This window comes from Cupriavidus cauae, from assembly GCF_026210475.1.
GTDB lineage: Bacteria > Pseudomonadota > Gammaproteobacteria > Burkholderiales > Burkholderiaceae > Cupriavidus > Cupriavidus cauae.
In genome coordinates, this window is sequence record NZ_CP080293.1 from 3107676 (window position 1) to 3124434 (window position 16759).

Consider the following 16759-nt stretch of genomic DNA (forward strand, 5'->3'; position numbering starts at 1 on the left):
ATCGATCCACCCTGCAATACCCCGTCGGCCGCGACGCTGCCTCGCGACCGATGCGTGGCCACATGTCAAAGCCTTCACCGCGAAGCGTGGTGATTTCGTGAAACCGACATTGTTGAGATCCATCGTGGCCCTCTTTGCCAACGGAGCGCGGACCCGGCAGCGCGCGCTCCTTTCCCGGCTTCCCGCCGGGTACACGCTGCGCATTACGCCCTCGTCGGCGACGCTGTCCGCCTTTACTGCGCCGGCCGCGCTGGCCGCGCTGACCTTGCTGGTGCTGCCCTGCTCCGGGCCGGCGTCGGCCGCGCCCTATACCGCTTCGACGTCCACGGCCCCGGCAAGCTCGGCCGGCATGCCGGGCCCCCCGGCACCGCAACGCATCGCCCTCGACGGCCTGACGCTGCGCAACGCGGTCGGCATCGCGATCGCGCGCCATCCCGACATCAGCCGCGCCAACGCGGTGGTTACGCAAAACCTCTCCGAAATCTCCGTGGCCAAGGCCGCCTGGTATCCGAAGATCGAATACGGCGTGCAGCCCGGCTATGGCGGCAGCTTCGGCAGCGGCGGCAACGATCTCGGCTCGCGCGCCTCGGTCGGCGCCAGCCAGCTGCTATACGACTTCGGCCGCACCCGCAGCAAGGTCTCGGCGGCCGACGCCAATCTGGGCAAGAGCCAGCATCAGCTCGCCGATACCGTCGAGACGGTGGCGGCCAATACCGCCGACACCTTCGTCGAACTGGCCGCCAGCCAGGCCGTGATCGCGGCCGCGCAACGGCAGGTGGAATCGATGAACGAAACGCGCGCCCGCATCGGCGAGCGCGTGCGCGCGGGACTGTCGGTGTCGTCCGACCGGGACCTGGCGGAGGTAGCCACGCTACGCGCCAGCGCCGAGGTGCTGAAGGCCCGCAACCGCTTCGATGTGGCGGCCACCAAGCTGGCCGAGCTGATCGGCGCGCGTCCGCAGCAGGTGGCGGACCTGGCCAACACCGGCGGCGTGATCGAGCGGATCACGCGCGACGGCGGGGGCGGACGCGACGACCAGATCGACGACACGCCGTCGGTGCTGGCGGCACGCGCGGCGGTCGATGCGGCCGCCGCCAACGTCGATCTGGCCAAGGCCGAGCGCTATCCCTCGGTCAGCGTCGGCGTCAGCCGCTCGCTGTCGACCGGACGCGCCAACGCCAACGACGACACCTGGGTCGGCCTGTCGATCCGCGGCGACTTCTCGCTGGGCCGGCTCGCCCAGCACCGCATCGCCGCCGCGCAGGCGCAGGAGCGCGCCGCCGCCGATGCGCTGGAAAACCAGCGGCTGCGCACGCGCACCGCGCTGTACGCGGCGCAGACCGAAGCGGAAGGCGCGGCCGCGCGGCTCGCCAGCTACCGCAACGTGATCGAGCTGTCGCGCTCGTCGCGCAATCTGTACTGGCAGGAATACATGCTGAACAAGCGCTCGCTGACCGAGGTGATCACGCGCGACCGCGAGATCTTCCTCGCCGAGGAAGAATGGATCAACGCCATGGCCGACGGCATCCGCGCCCGCATCAAGGCGTATGCCGCGGTCGGCAAGTTCGTGGAGCTGCTGCGGCAGCAGGAAGGCGCACGCGATGAATGACCCCACTCCGTTGAGCGCGCTGGCGCAGGCCGCCGGGCAGTCCCCGCACACGCCAGCGTCAGCGCCACCGCAAATGCCATCGCAAACGCCACCGCCACCGCCAGCGCCCGCGCCGCAGCATGCCGAGCCCGAGGCCGATGCCACGCTGCAGCCGTGGATCGATGCGATGCTGCTCGCCGCGCGGCGGCTCAACGTGCAGGCCTCGCCCGAGCAGCTGCGCAATGCCGCGGCGTGGGTCGGGCGCGGCGAGCAGCAGAGCGACACCGCCATCGTCGAGCTGGCCGCATCGGCCGGTCTGTCCGCGCAATTCGTCGAGCTGCCGCCGGCCTCGCTGTCGCCGGTGATGCTGCCGGTGCTGGTGCCGCTGGGCCAGCAGGTCGGCATGGTGATCGCCGTGGTCAACGGCGTGGCCACGTTGCTGCTGCCGCTCGACGGCAAGCCGGTCGAGCGCAGCCTGACGCTGGACGCGCTGGCGCGCGAGGCGAGCGGCCAGCTGCTGCTGGTGCAGGCGCGCACCGCTCGCCGCGGCGACCGGCTCGATGCCTATCTGCGCGCGGCGCCGGACTCGTGGCTGACCGGCATCTTCACCGCGCACTGGCGCACCATGCTGGACCTCGGCCTGGGCTCGCTGTTCGGCAACCTGCTGGCGGTCGGCACCTCGCTGTTCGCGATGCAGGTGTGGGACCGCGTGGTGCCGGCGCGCTCGCTCCATACGCTGTGGGTGCTGGCTTCGGGCGTGGCGCTCGCCCTCGCGCTGGAGCTGCTGATCCGCACAGCGCGCGTCTCCATCACCGATCATTTCGGCAAGCGCGTCGACATGAAGCTGTCGGCGATGTTCTTCGCCCGCGTGCTCGATATCCGCAACGATGCGCGGCCGCGCTCGCCCGGCACGCTGATCGCGCAGCTGCGCGACCTCGAACAGCTGCGCGAGCTGCTGACCTCGAGCACGCTGGGCGTGCTGATCGACCTGCCCTTCGTCGCCGCCTTCCTGTTCATCATCTGGGTGCTGGGCGGCTGGCTGGTGGTGATTCCGCTGGCGGCGATTCCGCTGCTGATCCTGCCGGGGCTGCTGGCGCAGATACCGCTGGCCCGGCTGTCGCGCGAAGGGATGGCCGAGGCCGCGCTGCGCAATGCGATCCTGATGGAATCGATCTACCGCGCCGAGGACATCAAGTCGCTGCAGGCCGAGCCACGCTTTCGCGGGCTGTGGGACCAGGCCAACCACGTCAACGGCGAGATCGGGCTGAAGCAGCGCTTCATCGCCGGGCTGCTGGTCAACGTGTCGCAGACGGTGCAGCAGATCGCCTATGTCGGCGTGGTGATCGCCGGCGTCTACGGCATCCTCGACGGCAATCTCTCCTTTGGCGCGGTGCTGGCCTGCTCGATCCTGACCAGCCGCACCATCGCGCCGCTGGCGCAGATTCCGGCGGTACTGGGCCGCATCCAGAATGCGCGCGTCGGCAAGAAGGCGCTGGACGAGCTGCTGCGGCTGCCGGTGGACCACGATCCCGACAAGGACGCCTATCACAAGCCCGTGCTGCGCGGCGGCTATCGCTTCGAGAACGTGGCCTTCAGCTTCGATCCGCAGGAAAGGCCGGTGCTGACGATTCCGCAGCTGCGCATCGCGCCGGGCGAGCGCATCGCGATCCTGGGGCGCGTCGGCGCCGGCAAGTCGACGCTGCTGCGGCTCGCGGGCGGGCTGGCCTCGCCGACGCAGGGCCGCATCGTGCTCGATGACACGCCGATGGAACTGATCGATGTCGCCGACATCCGCCGCGACATCGGCAGCGTGCTGCAGGAATCGAGCCCCTTCTACGGCACGCTGCGCGACAACCTCTTGATCGCCAATCCGCTGGCCGCCGACGAGCAGCTGCTGCGCGCGCTGCGCATTGCCTGCGCCGACCAGTTGCTGCTGAACCAGCCGCACGGGCTGGACCTGCGCATCCGCGAGAACGGGCTTGGCCTGTCCGGCGGCCAGAAGCAGGTACTGGTCCTCGCCCGCACCTTCCTGCGCGACCCGCAGGTGCTGCTGCTGGACGAGCCGACCGCTTCGCTGGACGAGGGCACCGAGCTCGCGGTGATCGAACGGATGCGGCAATGGATGGGCCGGCGCACGCTGATCGTAGCGACGCATCGCTATCCGGTGCTGTCGCTGGTCGACCGCATCATCGTGGTCGACCGCGGGCGCATCGTGCGCGACGGGCCGAAGGACGAGGTGCTGGCCGCGCTCAAGCGCACGGCGCCGCCACGGCCGGCGGCATCGGCCCAACCGCCGACACAACCATCCGCGCAACCATCGTCGCCGGCGCCCGCCCACGCGGTCCCGGCCGCGGAGTAGCCCCATGAACAAGATCTCGATGCGTGCACGATTCGAGGACGGCGCCGGCGGCGCGCGCCTGCTGCTGTGGCTGGGCATCGGCGCGATCGCAGCCTTCCTGCTGTGGTCCGCCTTCGCCAGCCTGGACGAGGTGGCGGTCGGCGAAGGCAAGGTGACGCCGGCCTCCAAGGGCCAGATCATCCAGAGCCTGGAGGGCGGCATCCTGGCCGAACTGGCGGTGCGCGAAGGCGACGTGGTCGAGGCCGGCCAGCAGCTGGCCACGCTGGACCCGGTGCAGGCGCGCTCGTCGATGGAGGAGACGCTGGAGCGCATCGCCGCGCTGCAGGCGCGCGCCGCGCGGCTGCATGCGGAGATGAACGACGCCGACGCCGTCGTCTTCCCCGCCGAGCTGGCGCGCGACACCGCCGTGGTCGAGCGCGAGCGGCAACTGTTCATCGCCAACCGCCGCGCCTTCCGCGAGAACCTCGCCAATCTGCGCCAGCAGTTGCGCCTGGCCGAACAGGAGCTGCAGATCGCGCTGCCGCTGCTGCGCACCGGCGCCACCAACGAGGTGGAGATCCTGCGGCTGCGGCAGAAGGTGGCCGAGTTCGCCACCAAGCTCGATTCGACGCAGAGCGAGTACTACGTCGCGCTGAAAGCCGATTACGCCAAGACGATGGCGGACCTGGGCCCGTTGCTGAAGGTGCGCGAGGGACGCGCCGACCAGCTGCGGCGCACCGCGATCACCTCGCCCGCGCGCGGCATCGTCAAGGACATCCGCGTCTCGACCATCGGGGGCGTGATCACGCCGGGCGGCGTGCTGATGGAAATCGTGCCGCTGGGCGACCAGCTGCTGATCGAGGCGCGGCTGTCGCCGCGCGACATCGCCTTCATCCATCCGAACCAGGAGGCCACGGTCAAGATCACCGCGTTCGAGCCGTCGATCTACGGCACGCTGCCGGCCAGGGTGGACCGCATCTCGCCCGACACCATCGAGGACCAGGTCGACCGGCGCATCTACTACTACCGCGTCTACGTGCTGACCCAGCATGCGTTCCTGGAGACGAAGGACGGCAAGCGCCATCCGATCCTGCCGGGCATGGTGGCGACCGCGGAGATCCGCACCGGCCGCCGCACCGTGATGGACTACCTGGTCAAGCCGCTGAACCGCGCCGCGGAGGCACTGCGCGAGCGCTAGCCCTTGCGCAGATAGGTCACCAGCCGGTCGATCACCGGCGCATTGCGCCGCGTCAGCAGGCTTACCACGATGGCGACCGCAAACCCCGCCGGCACGCCGAAGGCGCCCGAGGCGATCGGATCGACGCCGAACCAGCGGTCGCCGAAGATGCCGGTCATCCGCGTGAAGAACGGGTAGTTGACGAAGATGTAGTAGATCGACACCGACAGCCCTGCCAGCATGCCGGCGAAAGCGCCGGCCGCGGTGGTGCGCTTCCAGAAGATCGCCAGCACCAGCACCGGGAAGAAGCTGGACGCCGCCAGCGAGAACGCCGCGCCGACCAGGAACAGGATGTTGCCGGGCCGCAGCGAGGTCACGTAGGCCGCGAACAGGGCCACGCCAAGCAGCAGTATCTTGGCGGTGGTCACGCGCCGCTGCTGGCTCGCGCCGCGATCGACCATGTGATAGAAGACGTCGTGCGACAGCGCGTTGGCAATCGTCAGCAGCAGCCCGTCGGCGGTCGACAGCGCCGCGGCCAGCGCGCCGGCGGCGACGAGCCCGGAAATCACGTAAGGCAGCCCGGCGATTTCCGGCGCGGCCAGCACGATCATGTCGGGCTGGATCATCACCTCGGCCCACTGCACGATGCCGTCGCCATTGACGTCGCGGATGCCGAACACCGGCGGGTCGATGCGCCGCCATTGCATGACCCACGCCGGCAGATCGGCATAGGGCGTGCCCACCAGATGATGCAGGAACTGGTACTTGACCAGCGCCGCCAGCGTGGGCGCGCTGACGTACAGCAGCGCGATGAAGAACACCGCCCAGGCCACCGAATTGCGGCTCTCCTTGACCGACGGCGTGGTGTAGAGCCGCGTCAGGATATGGGGCAGGCTGGCGGTACCGAGCATCAGGCAGAAGGTCAGCAGCACGAAGTTCAACCGCTCGGTCTTGCGCTCCGCCTCGGATGGCGACGGATAGGGCTCGGTGGCGGGCACCGGCGGCTGGCTGCGCGCCAGCGCGTCCTCGCGCTGCTGCGTCCATTGCTGCAGGGCCGCGGCCGGGTCCGCCGGATAGTCGGCGCGCTCGCGCTCGACCGCCTTGATCTCGCGCAGCGGCGCATTGCGGGCGCGCAGCTCCAGCAGCCGCGCATTGAGCCCGTCGCGCACCTCGTCGAAGGACTGCGGCAGCCGCGCGATGCGCTCCTGCAGCTCGATCGCCTGCTGCCGGTAATGTTCGCGCACCGCCAGCTCGCCCGGATCGCGCAGCAGCTCGCGCTCGCGCTGCGCGACGTCGGTCAGCACCGTGCCGTAGCCCAGCTGCGGCACCGCCTCGCCGTGATGCTTCCACGCGATCATCGACACCGTGGTCAGGAAGGCGACGATCATCACGATGTACTGCGCGACCTGCGTCCAGGTCACCGCGCGCATGCCGCCGAGAAAGGAACAGACCAGGATGCCGGCGAGGCCGAAGAACACGCCGACGGCGAAGTCGACGCCGATGAAGCGCGTGACCACCAGCCCGACGCCCTGGATCTGCGCGACCAGATAGACGAAGGAACACAGCGAGGCGGCCAGCACCGCGATGCCGCGCACCGGCAGGTTGCCGCCCGGCTTGCCGTTGCCGTAGCGCGCGGCGAGGAAATCGGGAATCGTGTAGCCGCCGTACTTGCGCAGATACGGCGCAAGCAGGAAGGCCACCAGGCAGTAGCCGCCGGTCCAGCCCATCACATAGGCCAGCCCCTCGTAGCCCGAGGCGTACAGGATGCCGGCCAGGCCGATGAAGGACGCCGCGCTCATCCAGTCGGCGGCGATCGCCATGCCGTTGAACATCGCGGGCACGCGCCGGCCCGCGACATAGTATTCGTGCAGGTCCGCGGTGCGGCAGATCAGCCCGATGCAGGCATAGATCGCGATGGTGATGAAGAGGAAGACGTAGCCGAGCCAGAGCGCGTCGGCATTGGATCGCTCGAGCAGCCCCATCATGCCGATGAAGCCGAACAGTCCGAGCGTGAACAGGCCGTAGTACAGCAGCAGCCGGCGGCGAAAGCGCGACTGGGCTTGGGCCATGGGCGGGAGCGGAATCGGGAGCGAGGAAGGCGACGATCAAACGCGAAGCGGGCGCCGCGGCAACGGCGCCCGCTTCGCGCGGCGGGTCTTACTTGGCCTGCCGCAGCTGTTCGAGGATGGCCGGGTTCTCCAGCGTGGAGGTGTCCTGCGTGATTTCCTCGTTCTTGGCCAGCGACCGCAGCAGGCGGCGCATGATCTTGCCCGAGCGCGTCTTCGGCAGGTTGTCGCCGAAGCGGATGTCCTTCGGCTTGGCGATCGGCCCGATCTCCTTGGCGACCCAGTTGCGCAGCTCGTTGGCGATCTGCACGGCCTCCTCGTCGTTCGGACGCGCGCGCTTGAGCACGACGAAGGCGCAGATGGCCTCGCCGGTGGTGTCATCGGGACGGCCGACCACCGCGGCCTCGGCGACGATCGGATTGGCCACCAGCGCCGACTCGATCTCCATCGTGCCCATGCGGTGGCCCGACACGTTCAGCACGTCGTCGATGCGGCCCATGATGGTGAAGTAGCCGGTCTCCTTGTCGCGCACCGCGCCGTCGCCGGCGAGATAGAGCTTGCCGCCCAGCTCGGCCGGGAAATAGCTCTTCCTGAAGCGCTCCGGATCGCCCCAGATGGTGCGGATCATCGCCGGCCACGGACGCTTGACCACCAGGATGCCGCCGCTGCCGTTGGGCACGTCCTGGCCGGTCTCGTCGACCACCGCCGCCATGATGCCGGGCAGCGGCAGCGTGCACGAGCCCGGCACCAGCGGCGTCGCGCCCGGCAGCGGCGTGATCATGTGGCCGCCGGTCTCGGTCTGCCAGAAGGTATCGACGATCGGGCAGCGGCCGCGGCCGATATTCTCGTGGTACCACATCCACGCTTCGGGATTGATGGGCTCGCCGACGGTGCCCAGCAGGCGCAGGCTCGACAGGTCGTACTGTTTCGGATGCACGGCCTGGTCGGCCTCGGCGGCCTTGATCAGCGAACGGATCGCGGTCGGCGCGGTGTAGAACACGCTGACCTTGTGGCGCGCGATCATGTCCCAGAAGCGGCCGGCGTTCGGATAGGTCGGGATGCCCTCGAACATCAGCTGGGTCGCCCCCGCGGCCAGCGGGCCGTAGGCGATATAGGTGTGGCCGGTGACCCAGCCGATGTCGGCGGTACACCAGTACAGGTCGTCGGGCTTGATGTCGAAGGTCCATTTCATCGTCATCAAGGCCCACAGCAGATAGCCGCCGGTGCTGTGCTGCACGCCCTTCGGCTTGCCGGTCGAGCCCGAGGTGTACAGCACGAACAGCGGATGCTCGGCATCGACCGGCTCGGCCTCGCAGGTCTCGGGCTGGCCCGCGCAGACTTCGTCGAGCCAGCGGTCGCGGCCCTCGACCCAGTTGACCTTGCCGCCGGTGCGGCGATAGACCACCACGTGCTTGACCGCCTCGCAGCCGCCGAGCGCCAGCGCCTCGTCGGCGATCGCCTTCAGCGGCAGCGCCTTGCCGCCGCGCATCTGCTCGTCGGCGGTCAGCAGCGCGACCGCGCCGACGTCGACCAGCCGCTCCTGCAGCGACTTGGCGGAGAAGCCGCCGAACACGACCGAATGGGTGGCGCCGATGCGGGCGCAGGCCTGCATCGCGCAGACGCCCTCGATCGACATCGGCATGTAGATCACGACGCGGTCGCCCTTGCCGATGCCCAGCGCCTTCAGGCCATTGGCCACCTGGCACACGCGCGCATGCAGCTCGCGATAGGTGACCCGGGTGACCGTGCCGTCGTCGGCCTCGAACACGATCGCGACCTTGTCGGCGTTGCCGTTCTCGAGATTGCGCTCCAGGCAGTTGTACGAGGCGTTCAGCTGGCCGTCCTCGAACCACTTGTAGAACGGCGCGTTGCTCTCGTTCAGCACCTTGGTGAAGGGCTTGGCCCAGACCAGCTGCTCGCGGGCATGGCGCGCCCAGAAGCCTTCGTAGTCGCGCTCGGCCTCTTCGCACAGCGCACGGTAGGTGTCCATGCCGGAAATGGCTGCGCTCTTGGCGAACGATTCGGGTGGGGGGAATACGCGATGCTCTTGCATCACCGATTCGATGGCGGACATAGCTCGTCTCCTGAAAGGCCGGTATGGCTTCGATACTTTTGCCGCAACGCTACGCTGCGCGGCTTACTGCAACCTGACGCTGTTCCCTTGCTGTCCGTTCCCGTCCTTTCCGGTCGTGCTGGCCGAAGGCGCATTGCGATGCAGCAATGGTGCCGGCTTGGCGTTGCGCGCATGGCGTCCGCATGTGAAGCCTAAGCCTTAAGGCTAGCACAGCTATAATCGCCCGGCGCGTGCGGCGGCGCGCGCTGCGGTCCGCTGACGACCGCTGCAGCCGACCGCGCGCAGTGCCACCGAAGACCGATCCCGTGCCCCCTTCCCTTCCCCTGAATGCCCTGCTGCTGGCCGCCTCGATGGCGCTGGTCGGCAGCAATGTCGGCCTCGGCAAGGCGATCGTGGCCCATGTGCCGATCCTGCTGTTCGCGCTGCTGCGCTTCGTGGTCGCCATCGTCTGCCTGTCTCCGTGGTATCGGCCCGCGCGCATGCGCCGCGTGTCCCGCCGCGAGTGGTTCAACCTGTTCCTGCAGGCCTTCTTCGGGACCTTCCTGTTCACGCTGCTGATGCTGGGCGGCGTGCGGCTGACCAGCGCGATGTCCGCCGGCGTCATCACCAGCACCATTCCCGCGACCGTGGCGATCCTGTCGTGGCTGGTGCTGCGCGAACGGCTGTCGCGCCGCACCGTGCTGTCGGTGCTGCTGGCGGTGGCCGGCATCGCGGAGCTGAATATCGCGCGGGGCGGCCACCACGGCGGCGGCGGCGATGCGCTGCTCGGCAACCTGATGGTGATGGGCGCGGTGGTCTGCGAATCGATCTACGTGATCCTGTCCAAGCGGCTGGCGCAGACGCTGGCCGCGATCGAGATCTGCGCCTATACGCACCTGATCGGCGGCCTGCTGATGCTGCCGCTCGGGCTGGTGCCGCTGCTCGACTTCGATGCGAGCACCGTGCCGCTGCATGTGTGGGCCATGGTGCTGTGGTACGCGCTGTCGGCCAGCGTGTTCTCGTTCTGGCTGTGGATGAAGGGCATCCGCCATGTGCCGGCGCAGCTGGCCGGCGTGTTCACCTCGGTGCTGCCGATCGCGGCGGCGCTCTACGGCATCGTGTTCCTCGGCGAGACGCCGGGCTGGGCACACGGCGTCGCGCTGGTCTGCGTGCTGGCGGGCATCGCGCTGGCGAGCTGGCCGGGCAGGCTGGCGCGGGCGGCGGCCGCACAACGCGGCGACAGCGGGGACAGCGGCGAGAGCCGCGACAAGGCCGCCGGCATCGGGTCCGGTCACGGCGCCACGGTACAATCCCGCGGCCGCTGACCGGGGCGCCGCCCCGAACCTCGATCGGGGCGCCGGCCGGCACGTCGTGCTGCCGCACCGGCAGCGCAACGTTTCCATGCAAGCTCTTTCGTAACCTCTCACGCAATCCCTGGGCACCCCCAGGCAACCCCCTACGCAAGGACCATGGCATCGAACTTATCGCCGGAGCCGCAACGGATGCGGCCGATTCCCCGTCTGATCTTCGCCTCGCGCTGGCTGCAGCTGCCGCTGTATCTGGGCCTGATCGTCGCGCAAGGCGTCTACGTCTATCACTTCCTGATGGAGGTCTGGCATCTGCTGGCCCACGTCACCGAGTACGACGAGAACAAGATCATGCTGGTGGTGCTGGGCCTGATCGACGTGGTGATGATCTCCAACCTGCTGATCATGGTGATCGTCGGCGGCTACGAGACCTTCGTGTCGCGGCTGGGCATCGACAACCATCCGGACGAGCCGGAATGGCTGGACCACGTCAATGCCGGCGTGCTCAAGGTCAAGCTGTCGATGGCGCTGATCGGCATCTCGTCGATCCACCTGCTCAAGACCTTCATCGACGCGGGGCAGCGCGACACCCATACGATCATGTGGCAGGTGGTGATCCACGTCGCCTTCCTGTTCTCGGCGATCGCGATGGCGTGGGTCGACAAGATGATCACGCACTCGCATCCGGCGCTGCAGGATCGGGGGCTCTGACCCGCCCCGGCGGCCTCCCGCAGTGCCGGCCGCGACGCCGGCACTGCGCCAGCCCTCGAAGACCGCGGCTCCCGGCCGCGGTTTTTTCATGCGCCGCCATGTCGCGGCATGTCGCGGCATGTCGCGGCATGTCGCGGCTCTTGGCCGATATTCGCGCATGATATGGAATTTACGCCACATTCCATGCCGGACCGCCGGCCGGCCTCCGGGACGGGTCCTGCGAGGGGGTGTATGATTCCGGGCGGAATTTTCGTCAGCTTTTGTCCGACTGCCCTCCCCCACAAGACATGACCGTCATCAAGCAAGAAGACCTGATCCAGAGCGTCGCCGACTCCCTGCAGTACATCAGCTACTACCACCCGATGGACTACATCACCAGCCTGGGCCGTGCCTACGAGCTGGAGCAAAGTCCCGCGGCCAAGGATGCGATCGCGCAGATCCTGACCAACAGCCGCATGTGCGCCGAAGGCAAGCGCCCGATCTGCCAGGACACCGGCATCGTGACCGTCTTCGTCAAGGTCGGCATGGACGTGCGCTGGGACGGCGCCACCATGAGCCTGACCGACATGATCAATGAAGGCGTGCGCCGGGGCTACACCCATCCCGACAACGTGCTGCGCGCCTCGATCGTCAATCCGCCCGAAGGCGGCCGCAAGAACACCAAGGACAACACGCCCGCGGTGATCCACTACGAGATCGTGCCGGGCGACAAGGTCGACATTCAGGTCGCGGCCAAGGGCGGCGGCTCGGAGAACAAGTCCAAGTTCGTGATGCTGAACCCGTCCGACTCGATCGTCGACTGGGTGCTGAAGACCGTGCCGACCATGGGCGCGGGCTGGTGCCCGCCCGGCATGCTGGGCATCGGCATCGGCGGCACCGCCGAGAAGGCGATGGTGATGGCCAAGGAATCGTTGATGGAATCGATCGACATCCAGGACATCATCGCCCGCGGTCCGAAGGACTGGATCGAGGAACTGCGCGTCGAGCTGTACGAGAAGGTCAATGCGCTGGGCATCGGCGCGCAGGGCCTGGGCGGCCTGGCCACGGTGCTGGACGTCAAGATCATGGCCGCGCCGACGCACGCAGCGTCCAAGCCGGTGGCGATGATCCCGAACTGCGCGGCGACCCGCCACGTGCATTTCACGCTGGACGGCAGCGGCCCGGCGAAGCTGGAAGCGCCGGACCTGTCGCAGTGGCCGCAGGTCGAGTGGGCGCCGAACACCGAGACGTCCAGGCGCGTCGATCTGAACACCCTGACGCCCGAGGAAGTCGCCTCGTGGAAGCCGGGCCAGACGCTGCTGCTGAATGGCAAGATGCTGACCGGCCGCGACGCCGCGCACAAGCGCATCGCCGACATGCTGGCCAAGGGCGAGAAGCTGCCGATCGACTTCACCAACCGCGTGATCTACTACGTCGGTCCGGTCGATCCGGTGCGCGACGAGGTCGTCGGCCCGGCCGGCCCCACTACCGCCACGCGGATGGACAAGTTCACCGAGACCATGCTGTCGCAGACCGGCCTGATCGCGATGATCGGCAAGGCCGAGCGCGGCCCGGTGGCGATCGAATCGATCCAGAAGCACAAGTCGGCCTACCTGATGGCGGTCGGCGGCGCGGCCTACCTGGTGTCGAAGGCAATCCGCGGCGCCAAGGTGCTGGCCTTCGAAGACCTCGGCATGGAAGCGATCTACGAGTTCGACGTCAAGGACATGCCGGTGACGGTGGCGGTCGACAGCAGCGGCACCTCGGTGCACAAGACCGGCCCCGCCGAATGGCAGGCCAGGATCGGCAAGATTCCGGTCGCGGCGGTCTAAGGCCGGTGGCTGCCGGGCGATAGCGGAACGCGGTCGCCCGGTACGATTCACCGCCTGTTCTCCTCCCAGCCCTCTCCCCAGCCCTCTCCCGCACGGGAGAGGGAACACACACCGTCCTCCCGTGTCCCCGTCCCCCATCGGCATCTTCGATTCCGGCCTCGGCGGCCTGTCCGTGCTGCGCGAGGTCCGCGCGCTGCTGCCGCACGAAACCCTGCTCTATCTCGCCGACTCGCGCTATGCGCCCTATGGCGACAAGCCGCAGGCCTTCGTGCAGGCGCGCACGCTGCAGGCCTGCGAATGGCTGGCGGCGCAGGGCTGCAAGGCGCTGGTGGTGGCCTGCAATACGGCGACCGCGCACGGCATCCAGGCGCTGCGCGAACGCCTGCCCTTGCCCATCGTCGGTGTCGAACCCGGATTGAAGCCGGCGGTCGCGGCCAGCCGCAGCAAGGTGGTCGGCGTGCTGGCCACCGCCAATACGCTCGCCAGCGACAAGTTCGCGCGGCTGCTGCACTCGCTGGCGGACCAGTGCCGCTTCGTCTGCCAGCCCGGCGGCGGACTGGTGGCGCGCATCGAGCAAGGCGATGTCGACGGGCCGCTGGTTCGCGAACGGCTGCAGACCTGCCTGGCGCCGATGCTCGAAGCCGGCGCCGATACGCTGGTGCTCGGCTGTACCCACTATCCCTTCCTGAGCGAGACCGTGCGCGGCCTGATCGGCGAGCGCATGACGCTGATCGATACCGGCGTCGCGGTCGCGCGGCAATTGCAGCGCAAGCTGACCGAACACGGCCTGGCGGCGGACGCCGGGATGGGCGGGAATACGGGCATCGAACCTGGCGCGAATCCGATCGCGGTGGCGCGCTATTGCACCACCAGCGACGCCGAACATCTGCGCAGGATGGCGCGCGCGCTGCTGCATGTCGATGCCGCGGCCGAAACGGTAGTCATCGAACCGGCGCCGATTTCGCTGTGATGGTACGGCAGGGCGCTGCTTGCCCTGCTGGTGCCTGATTCGTTGCGAGCCTCGCCGCTGCTTCTTTGCGAGCCTCGTTGCCAGCTTCATTGCCTGCTTCGTTGCCAGCCATGTTGCGGGCCTCGTTGCCCGCCCCCCTGCCCAACATCAACGCACGAAGCCCAGCGGACGACGCTCCCGCACCTCAGGCTTGACCGCATGCTCCTGGCGCAGCTGGGCAAGGAATTCGTCCGGCGTCAGCGCTTCGCCCAGCAACGCGCATTGCCGCTTGACGGTGGCGAAGTCCCCCGGCGTCAGGCCGTCGAGCGCCGCCAGTTCGCGCCGCATCGCATCGTCCAGCGCGGACGCATCGCCGTCGAGCGCCTCGTCGACGAACATCGATTCGCGCTGCGCCGGCAGCAGCGGCATGAAGCGGATCTTGAACGAGAAGCGGCGCAAGGCGGCCTCGTCGAGCCGGTCGAACAGATTGGTGGTGCAGACGAAGATGCCGTTGAACCGCTCCATCCCCTGCAGCATCTCGTTGACCTCGGACACCTCGTAATTGCGCACCGCCTGCTGGCGGCTCTGCATGAAGCTGTCGGCCTCGTCGAGCAGCAGCACCGCGCCGTCTTCCTCGGCGCGCGCGAACATCGCCGCGATCTGCTGCTCGGTCTCGCCGACGTACTTGCTCATCAGGTCCGAAGCGCGCCGGATCATCAGCGGCAGCTCCAGCGCGGCGGCGATATGCTCGGCCAGGGCGGTCTTGCCGGTGCCCGGGGGGCCGTAGAAACACAGCGTGCCGCGTCGCCGCGCCTGCAGCGCCTGGATGATCCGCTCGACCCGATAGCGCGTTTCCAGATTGAGCCGATCGAGCCGGTAATGCGTGACCACCGGCCGCGTCTCCGCTTCGGGCCGCAGTCCCATCGCGCGGTCGGCGTGTTCGAGCTGGCGCAGGATCAGCGTCTCGACCGGTTCGCCGATGCCGGGCTGGGCCAGCTGCACGAAGCGCGCGGCCGATTGCACCTGCGCCGGCGTCAGCGTGCGGCGCGCCGCCAGCGACGCGATAAAGGCATCGTCGACCGCCAGTCCGCCAAGGTGCTTGCGGATGATGTTCTCGCGCACCTGAGGCGGCGGAATGCGCAGCTCCAGATGGAACTGGAAGCGGCGCAGATAGGCGGGATCGATCTGCCGGATCGAGTTGGAGATCCAGATCACGGGCACCGGATTGCGCTCGAGCGTCTGGTTGACCCAGGCCTTGCCGTTGACCGAGGCACGCGTGTCCTCCTGCCCGAACAGGCTCATCAGCTCGCGCGCCGAGCCGGGGAACACGTCCTCGACTTCGTCGAACAGCAGCGCGGTATTGGCGCGGCCGCGCAGGAAGGCCTGCGAGACCTGCAGCGAGCGATAGCGGTCCTTGCCCGACAGGCTGTTGCCGTCGCGGTCCAGGCAGTCGACCTCGTACAGCTCGCAGCCGGCCTCGCGCGCCAGCAGCCGCGCGAACTCGGTCTTGCCGGTGCCGGGCGGCCCGTAGATCAGCACGTTGACGCCCTCGGCATGCTGGCGCGTGGCGTTGGCCAGCAGCGCGGTCAGATAGCGGGCGTCGCTCTCGACATGGGGGTAGTCGGTGCTCGACAGCGTCGGCGGCGCGGCCGGGCGCGTGAACACCGCCATCATCTCGGCCTCGTCGGCGTAGTTGCCGAGCAGCACATGCAGCAGCCGGTCCGACAGCCGCATCAGGTCGCCCAGATCGGTCACGCTGTTTTCGGGCAGCGGCTGCTCGATCAGGTTCAGCGTCTCGAGCCGCGAGCCCGGCCGCAGCGACGCCGCCACCTGGGCCGGCGCGGCCCCGGTGAGCCCGGCCAGGATCTGGAAGGCTTCCTGGCTGTGCGCGACCTTGCAGTCGACCATCACCGCGCGCAGGTCGCGCTTGTACTTGGCCAGCGCGGCGAAGAGCAGCAGCTTGCGCTCGTGGTCGGGCAGGTCCAGCACATGGCTGAGCATGTCGATATTGCGGACCAGCAGCACGCGCTCGCCGTCGAGCCGGGCCGCCAGCGCGGCGGCCGAGACCTCGAACACGGTGAACATGTCCTTGGCATGGTGCTTGACGTACTCGTCCAGGTAATAGAACAGGGCCCCCTCGTCGAAGGCGCTGTTCCACTGGCCGTGCCGCTCGAGAAATTCCTCGGGAGTCAGCCGGCCCGCGCCGCGCCAGGCCGGCATGTCGGCGCAGCGCGCGGCGAGGAACCGCTGCACGCGCATCACCACGCCGTAGGGCCACACCAGCTCCTGCGCGCTGACCGTCAGCACGTCGTTGATATTGCTGCGCAGATTGAAACGCGGTCCGAGCGCGCAAACCACGCGCAGCGCGAACTGGGCGCACATCCAGTCGAGCGCCGTGGTGGCGCCCGCCCCGGGGGCCGCGCGCAACAGCGCCGGCCGGTCCTCGTCGATGCTGCGGGTGAAATCCATGGGCAAGGCTCCTCGTCCCGGACGAGCGACGGAGGACCGTCGCCGCCGCTTCCTTCGCCGTTTTTTTCGCTTGGTTCTCGGCCTGCTTTGCCGCTGTTCCTGCCGCGTGCTCTTTTACTGACCTCGATCGCCTGCTGTTCCGCCTGCTTTACCCTTTGTCGTGCGGGCCGCCTGCCAGTTCACCGGCCCCCTTTTTCGTATGCTAGCTCGCTTTGCCGGGCGCAGTTAGTCGGGGCGACCCCCGCACGGCGCCGCCAGGCCGACCCGCTCTCCTGCAGGGTTATGTGGCG

At 68.6% G+C, this 16759-nt stretch carries 10 protein-coding genes; 7 read left to right on the forward strand and 3 right to left on the reverse strand.

Annotated features, from left to right (window positions below):
• Positions 1-124: 124 nt before the first annotated feature.
• From KZ686_RS13845 to KZ686_RS13855, 3 genes are all read left to right on the forward strand, one after another.
• Complete coding sequence (locus KZ686_RS13845; protein ID WP_265632644.1) at positions 125-1609, forward strand: TolC family protein; 1485 nt, start codon at positions 125-127, stop codon at positions 1607-1609.
• Between the two features lie 166 nt (positions 1610-1775).
• Complete coding sequence (locus KZ686_RS13850) at positions 1776-3947, forward strand: type I secretion system permease/ATPase (protein ID WP_407648550.1); 2172 nt, start codon at positions 1776-1778, stop codon at positions 3945-3947.
• Positions 3948-3951: 4 nt separating this feature from the next.
• On the forward strand, positions 3952-5124 hold the full coding sequence (locus KZ686_RS13855) for an HlyD family efflux transporter periplasmic adaptor subunit (protein ID WP_265632645.1): 1173 nt from the start codon (positions 3952-3954) through the stop codon (positions 5122-5124).
• Here the strand turns inward: KZ686_RS13855 and KZ686_RS13860 are convergent.
• On the reverse strand, positions 5121-7172 hold the full coding sequence (locus tag KZ686_RS13860) for a sodium:solute symporter family protein (RefSeq protein ID WP_265632646.1): 2052 nt from the start codon (positions 7170-7172) through the stop codon (positions 5121-5123). The two genes, KZ686_RS13855 and KZ686_RS13860, sit on opposite strands and share 4 nt — an antisense overlap.
• Positions 7173-7260: 88 nt before the next feature.
• Entirely contained in the window at positions 7261-9243 is a 1983-nt protein-coding gene (acs, locus tag KZ686_RS13865) for an acetate--CoA ligase (protein WP_265632647.1), read from the reverse strand.
• 305 nt (positions 9244-9548) lie between these two features.
• Between acs and KZ686_RS13870 the strand changes: the two genes are divergently transcribed.
• The 4 genes from KZ686_RS13870 to murI all read left to right on the forward strand — a co-directional run bounded on the left by KZ686_RS13870 (position 9549) and on the right by murI (position 14021).
• Positions 9549-10547 (forward strand): DMT family transporter, encoded by a 999-nt coding sequence (locus tag KZ686_RS13870; protein ID WP_265632648.1) that lies wholly within the window; start codon positions 9549-9551, stop codon positions 10545-10547.
• A 144-nt stretch (positions 10548-10691) separates the two neighbouring features.
• The gene (locus KZ686_RS13875) at positions 10692-11240 is read left to right on the forward strand and encodes a TIGR00645 family protein (protein ID WP_149317060.1); all 549 of its coding nucleotides are present in this window, start codon (positions 10692-10694) and stop codon (positions 11238-11240) included.
• A gap of 287 nt (positions 11241-11527) precedes the next feature.
• Positions 11528-13051 carry a fumarate hydratase gene (locus KZ686_RS13880; RefSeq protein WP_149317059.1) on the forward strand — a complete coding sequence of 508 codons (1524 nt, stop codon included), beginning with the start codon at positions 11528-11530 and terminating at the stop codon, positions 13049-13051.
• A 121-nt stretch (positions 13052-13172) separates the two neighbouring features.
• Positions 13173-14021: a glutamate racemase gene (murI, locus tag KZ686_RS13885; protein ID WP_265632649.1), complete on the forward strand. Its 849-nt coding sequence runs from the start codon at positions 13173-13175 to the stop codon at positions 14019-14021.
• 147 nt (positions 14022-14168) lie between these two features.
• Here the strand turns inward: murI and KZ686_RS13890 are convergent, their stop codons facing one another.
• Positions 14169-16469: an AAA family ATPase gene (locus KZ686_RS13890; protein ID WP_149317057.1), complete on the reverse strand. Its 2301-nt coding sequence runs from the start codon at positions 16467-16469 to the stop codon at positions 14169-14171.
• Positions 16470-16759: the final 290 nt, after the last annotated feature.

Excerpts from the sequence above, each read along its gene's own strand:
- KZ686_RS13850 (WP_407648550.1), top strand. The coding sequence starts at position 1,776 with ATGCTGCTCGCCGCGCGGCGGCTCAACGTGCAGGCCTCGCCCGAGCAG.
- KZ686_RS13855 (WP_265632645.1), top strand. The coding sequence starts at position 3,952 with ATGAACAAGATCTCGATGCGTGCACGATTCGAGGACGGCGCCGGCGGC.
- KZ686_RS13860 (WP_265632646.1), bottom strand. The coding sequence starts at position 7,172 with ATGGCCCAAGCCCAGTCGCGCTTTCGCCGCCGGCTGCTGCTGTACTAC.
- acs (WP_265632647.1), bottom strand. The coding sequence starts at position 9,243 with ATGTCCGCCATCGAATCGGTGATGCAAGAGCATCGCGTATTCCCCCCA.
- KZ686_RS13875 (WP_149317060.1), top strand. The coding sequence starts at position 10,692 with ATGGCATCGAACTTATCGCCGGAGCCGCAACGGATGCGGCCGATTCCC.
- KZ686_RS13880 (WP_149317059.1), top strand. The coding sequence starts at position 11,528 with ATGACCGTCATCAAGCAAGAAGACCTGATCCAGAGCGTCGCCGACTCC.
- KZ686_RS13890 (WP_149317057.1), bottom strand. The coding sequence starts at position 16,469 with ATGGATTTCACCCGCAGCATCGACGAGGACCGGCCGGCGCTGTTGCGC.